The organism is Prevotella sp. P4-51, assembly GCF_002251455.1.
In the GTDB taxonomy this organism is placed as follows: Bacteria; Bacteroidota; Bacteroidia; order Bacteroidales; family Bacteroidaceae; genus Prevotella.
In genome coordinates, this window is sequence record NZ_NPJM01000036.1 from 1 (window position 1) to 384 (window position 384).

At 46.9% G+C, this 384-nt stretch carries 2 tRNA genes; both read right to left on the minus strand.

The annotated features are described in order from the left end of the window. Positions 1-145 precede the first annotated feature (145 nt). Positions 146-219, minus strand: a tRNA-Ala gene (locus tag CIK94_RS04480). A 41-nt stretch (positions 220-260) separates the two neighbouring features. Continuing rightward, a tRNA-Ile gene (locus CIK94_RS04485) sits at positions 261-334 on the minus strand. Between the last annotated feature and the right edge of the window lie 50 nt (positions 335-384).

The window sequence follows — 384 nt, forward strand, 5'->3', positions numbered from 1 at the left end:
ATCGTAGATAGGACAAATAAATATATTCGCCTGTCTTTCGCTCATACTTTCAGCTTTCTGTTTGTTGTTAGAAGTCTTGAACTTCTGTTCTACAGTCTTGCTTGTGTCAATATGTCAAAGATCTTTTCGGGGACATGCCCCGGAGTGGAGAATAACGGATTCGAACCGTTGACCCCCTGCTTGCAAAGCAGGTGCTCTAGCCAGCTGAGCTAATCCCCCATAATTGAGAGTAGCATTCTATCGGTCATCTTGCCGATGTGTAGTCCCAGGCAGACTTGAACTGCCGACCTCCACATTATCAGTGTGGCGCTCTAACCAACTGAGCTATAGGACTGTCTGACTCGGCGTTCAATTAACCTGTGGGCTTAACTGCGCCCAGTTTCT